At 53.9% G+C, this 5530-nt stretch carries 3 rRNA genes; all 3 read right to left on the bottom strand.

What is annotated here, in order from left to right:
• Positions 1-47: 47 nt before the first annotated feature.
• Positions 48-164: ribosomal RNA gene (rrf, locus tag ABVF28_RS17095) — 5S ribosomal RNA — on the bottom strand.
• A 130-nt stretch (positions 165-294) separates the two neighbouring features.
• A 23S ribosomal RNA gene (locus ABVF28_RS17090) occupies positions 295-3408 on the bottom strand.
• Between the two features lie 442 nt (positions 3409-3850).
• Positions 3851-5370: ribosomal RNA gene (locus ABVF28_RS17085) — 16S ribosomal RNA — on the bottom strand.
• The 16S, 23S and 5S rRNA genes sit together here, the layout of an rRNA operon.
• Positions 5371-5530: the final 160 nt, after the last annotated feature.

Below are 5530 nucleotides of genomic sequence, written 5' to 3'. Positions count from 1 at the left end.
GAGGAGCATCTCTGCTCACTCACCAACCAACCCCGGCTCATGAAGAAGTCCGGCGGTGACCTACTCTCCCACAGGGTCCCCCCTGCAGTACCATCGGCGCTGAGAGTCTTAGCTTCCGGGTTCGGAATGTAACCGGGCGTTTCCCTCTCGCTATGACCGCCGAAACACTATGGACAAACCATCATGTTTCGAACCACACACCACACCCAAAACGGGCCGGCATGCGGTCGATTCTCGATCGTCTATCGAGAACCACAAAGTGGACGCGAACAGCAACAACATTCATGTGCATGTTTTATCAAATCATCAGCTTATTAGTACCGGTCAGCTCCACACATTTCTGTGCTTCCACATCCGGCCTATCAACCCAGTCGTCTACTGGGAGCTTCTCCCCCGAAGGGATGGAAATCTCATCTTGAAGCCGGCTTCCCGCTTAGATGCTTTCAGCGGTTATCCGTTCCGAACGTAGCCAATCAGCGGTGCTCCTGGCGGAACAACTGACACACCAGAGGTTCGTCCATCTCGGTCCTCTCGTACTAAAGATAGATCTTCTCAAATTTCCTACGCGCGCAGCGGATAGAGACCGAACTGTCTCACGACGTTCTGAACCCAGCTCGCGTGCCGCTTTAATGGGCGAACAGCCCAACCCTTGGGACCTACTCCAGCCCCAGGATGCGACGAGCCGACATCGAGGTGCCAAACCATGCCGTCGATATGGACTCTTGGGCAAGATCAGCCTGTTATCCCCGAGGTACCTTTTATCCGTTGAGCGACAGCGCTTCCACAAGCCACTGCCGGATCACTAGTCCCGACTTTCGTCCCTGCTCGACTTGTCAGTCTCACAGTCAAGCTCCCTTGTGCACTTACACTCGCCACCTGATTGCCAACCAGGTTGAGGGAACCTTTGGGCGCCTCCGTTACTCTTTAGGAGGCAACCGCCCCAGTTAAACTACCCACCAGGCACTGTCCCTGAACCGGATTACGGTTCGAAGTTAGATATCCAGAATGACCAGAGTGGTATTTCAACAACGACTCCACGAACACTAGCGTGCCCGCTTCACAGTCTCCCACCTATCCTACACAAGCCACACCGAACACCAATACCAAGCTGTAGTAAAGGTCACGGGGTCTTTTCGTCCTGCTGCGCGTAACGAGCATCTTTACTCGTAATGCAATTTCGCCGAGTTCGCGGTTGAGACAGCTGGGAAGTCGTTACGCCATTCGTGCAGGTCGGAACTTACCCGACAAGGAATTTCGCTACCTTAGGATGGTTATAGTTACCACCGCCGTTTACTGGGGCTTAAATTCAGAGCTTCGCCGAAGCTAACCCTTCCTCTTAACCTTCCAGCACCGGGCAGGCGTCAGTCCGTATACATCGTCTTGCGACTTCGCACGGACCTGTGTTTTTGATAAACAGTCGCTTCCCACTGGTCTCTGCGGCCATCAATGCGCTTTCAGGAGTAAATCCCTATACGCCTCAGGCCCCCCTTCTCCCGAAGTTACGGGGGCATTTTGCCGAGTTCCTTAACCACGATTCTCTCGATCTCCTTGGTATTCTCTACCTGATCACCTGTGTCGGTTTGGGGTACGGGCGACTAAAACCTCGCGTCGATGCTTTTCTTGGCAGCAGAGGATCACCGACTACCTCACATACGTGAGTTCCGCGTCAGATCTCAGGCTTCACGAGTGACGGATTTGCCTATCACTCACCCTACATCCTTGCCCGGATTCAACCAATCACCCGGTTCGGCTACCTTTCTGCGTCACACCTGTTAATACGCTAACCGCACCAGAACGGGTTCGAGCGCTAGGCTTCCCACCCACCCGAAGGCAGACGAGAAGATTCGGACTCTTAGCACTACTGGATTAGCTTGGGCGGCTTTTCGCCGGCCACGGGAATATCAACCCGTTGTCCATCGACTACGCCTGTCGGCCTCGCCTTAGGTCCCGGCTTACCCAGGGAAGATTAGCTTGACCCTGGAACCCTTGATCATTCGGAGGACGGGTTTCTCACCCGTCTTTCGCTACTCATGCCTGCATTCTCACTCGTGTAGCGTCCACGGCTGGTTTCCACCGCCGCTTCACTCGCCACACGACGCTCTCCTACCCATCCACACGACTGGACCACGAAGGCCTGTCTATAAATATGAATGCCACAACTTCGGTGGCGTGCTTGAGCCCCGTTACATTGTCGGCGCGGAATCACTTGACCAGTGAGCTATTACGCACTCTTTCAAGGGTGGCTGCTTCTAAGCCAACCTCCTGGTTGTCTGTGCAACTCCACATCCTTTTCCACTTAGCACGCGCTTTGGGACCTTAGTTGGTGGTCTGGGTTGTTTCCCTCTCGACTATGAAGCTTATCCCCCACAGTCTCACTGCTGCGCTCTCACTTACCGGCATTCGGAGTTTGGCTGACGTCAGTAAGCTTTTGGGCCCCATCGGCCATCCAGTAGCTCTACCTCCGGTAAGAAACACGCAACGCTGCACCTAAATGCATTTCGGAGAGAACCAGCTATCACGAAGTTTGATTGGCCTTTCACCCCTAACCACAGCTCATCCCCCCAGTTTTCAACCTAGGTGGGTTCGGTCCTCCACGAAGTCTTACCTTCGCTTCAACCTGGCCATGGATAGATCACTTCGCTTCGGGTCTAGGACATGCGACTGAATCGCCCTATTCAGACTCGCTTTCGCTACGGCTGCCCCACACGGGTTAACCTCGCCACATATCACTAACTCGCAGGCTCATTCTTCAAAAGGCACGCCGTCACAGCTACAAGGCTGCTCCGACGGATTGTAAGCAAACGGTTTCAGGTACTATTTCACTCCCCTCCCGGGGTACTTTTCACCTTTCCCTCACGGTACTTGTCCGCTATCGGTCATCTGGGAGTATTTAGGCTTATCAGGTGGTCCTGACAGATTCACACGGGATTTCTCGGGCCCCGTGCTACTTGGGATACTCTTCAACGTCAATACACGCATTTCGACTACGGGACTCGCACCCCCTCTGGTCAGCCATTCAAAGCTGTTCGTCTATACGCTACTGTCACGCCCACTGCCTGGTAGAGCAGCATGAAAAGTCCCACAACCCCGACCGTGCAACCCCTACCAGGTATCACACACGACCGGTTTAGCCTGATCCGCGTTCGCTCGCCACTACTAACGGAATCACTGTTGTTTTCTCTTCCTGTGGGTACTGAGATGTTTCACTTCCCCACGTTCCCTCTACCCGCCCTATATATTCAGGCGGGAGTCACCAGGTCACCACAAGGGGCCTGGCGGGGTTTCCCCATTCGGAAATCCTCGGATCAAAGTTCGATTATCAACTCCCCGAGGCTTATCGCAGATTTCTACGTCCTTCTTCGGCTCCAGATGCCAAGGCATCCACCGTTTGCTCTTAAAGATTTGATTTACACATGAGTAGCCAATCATTTCATTCTCAGAAACTCTTGACTAAAATTGCTGAACACCACAAACCCAACCATCCGAAGACGATCAACATTTGCGGCATTCAAGATGCTCGCGTCCACTGTGTAGTTCTCAACATACGATCGGTACCAACCCGACTGACACAAAGCCAACCAAGAAGGCCCAAGAGTTCCGATCCACCACCACCCCAACTTCCCGAAAGAAGCCGCGAGCAGCAGCAGGCCCGGTCCCTCAGGACCCAACAGCGTGCACACCAGCACTCACCATCACCCACACGTTTCCAACCCCAAAGGGCGTACTCCGCACGAACAACAACAAGCACCGAATAGTCAAATGTTCCACCCATGAGCGCCACCGGTCGACGTTTGCGACCGAAATGACTTCAGCTCCACACCCCGAAGAGTGCGTGCTAAGTGCTCCTTAGAAAGGAGGTGATCCAGCCGCACCTTCCGGTACGGCTACCTTGTTACGACTTAGTCCTAATTACCGATCCCACCTTCGACGGCTCCCTCCAAAAGGTTAGGCCACCGGCTTCGGGTGTTACCGACTTTCATGACTTGACGGGCGGTGTGTACAAGGCCCGGGAACGTATTCACCGCAGCGTTGCTGATCTGCGATTACTAGCGACTCCGACTTCATGGGGTCGAGTTGCAGACCCCAATCCGAACTGAGACTGGCTTTTTGGGATTCGCTCCACCTCGCGGTATTGCAGCCCATTGTACCAGCCATTGTAGCATGCGTGAAGCCCAAGACATAAGGGGCATGATGATTTGACGTCATCCCCACCTTCCTCCGAGTTGACCCCGGCAGTCTCATATGAGTTCCCACCATTACGTGCTGGCAACATACGACGAGGGTTGCGCTCGTTGCGGGACTTAACCCAACATCTCACGACACGAGCTGACGACAACCATGCACCACCTGTATACCGACCTTGCGGGGCGAACATTTCTGAACGTTTCCGGTATATGTCAAGCCTTGGTAAGGTTCTTCGCGTTGCATCGAATTAATCCGCATGCTCCGCCGCTTGTGCGGGCCCCCGTCAATTCCTTTGAGTTTTAGCCTTGCGGCCGTACTCCCCAGGCGGGGCGCTTAATGCGTTAGCTACGACACGGAAACCGTGGAATGGTCCCCACATCTAGCGCCCAACGTTTACGGCATGGACTACCAGGGTATCTAATCCTGTTCGCTCCCCATGCTTTCGCTCCTCAGCGTCAGTAATGGCCCAGAGATCTGCCTTCGCCATCGGTGTTCCTCCTGATATCTGCGCATTCCACCGCTACACCAGGAATTCCAATCTCCCCTACCACACTCTAGTCTGCCCGTACCCACTGCAGACCCGAGGTTGAGCCTCGGGATTTCACAGCAGACGCGACAAACCGCCTACGAGCTCTTTACGCCCAATAATTCCGGACAACGCTTGCACCCTACGTATTACCGCGGCTGCTGGCACGTAGTTAGCCGGTGCTTTTTCTGCAGGTACCGTCACTTTCGCTTCTTCCCTACTAAAAGAGGTTTACAACCCGAAGGCCGTCATCCCTCACGCGGCGTTGCTGCATCAGGCTTTCGCCCATTGTGCAATATTCCCCACTGCTGCCTCCCGTAGGAGTCTGGGCCGTGTCTCAGTCCCAGTGTGGCCGGTCACCCTCTCAGGCCGGCTACCCGTCGTCGCCTTGGTGAGCCATTACCTCACCAACAAGCTGATAGGCCGTGAGCCGATCCATAACCAAAAAATCTTTCCAAACACAGACCATGCGATCGTGTTAGATATCCAGTATTAGCCACCGTTTCCGGAGGTTATCCCAGAGTTATGGGCACGTTGCTCACGTGTTACTCACCCGTTCGCCACTAATCCACCCAGCAAGCTGGGCTTCATCGTTCGACTTGCATGTGTTAAGCACGCCGCCAGCGTTCGTCCTGAGCCAGGATCAAACTCTCCGTAAATGAATAACAACCAAACAACCCGAAAGCTGCCTGATAAACATCACGCCACCACACCGAAGTGCGATGACAAGTTTGAAACTGACAAAAAACAAAACAACACCAAACCCGAAGGCTCAGTACTGACTTGTATTGTCCAAATATGTTTCCAAAAGGAATCCTT

Origin of the sequence: Pseudoclavibacter sp. JSM 162008, assembly GCF_041366455.1 — a bacterium.
GTDB lineage: Bacteria > Actinomycetota > Actinomycetes > Actinomycetales > Microbacteriaceae > Pseudoclavibacter.
This window is presented reverse-complemented; position numbering and strand designations above follow the sequence as displayed.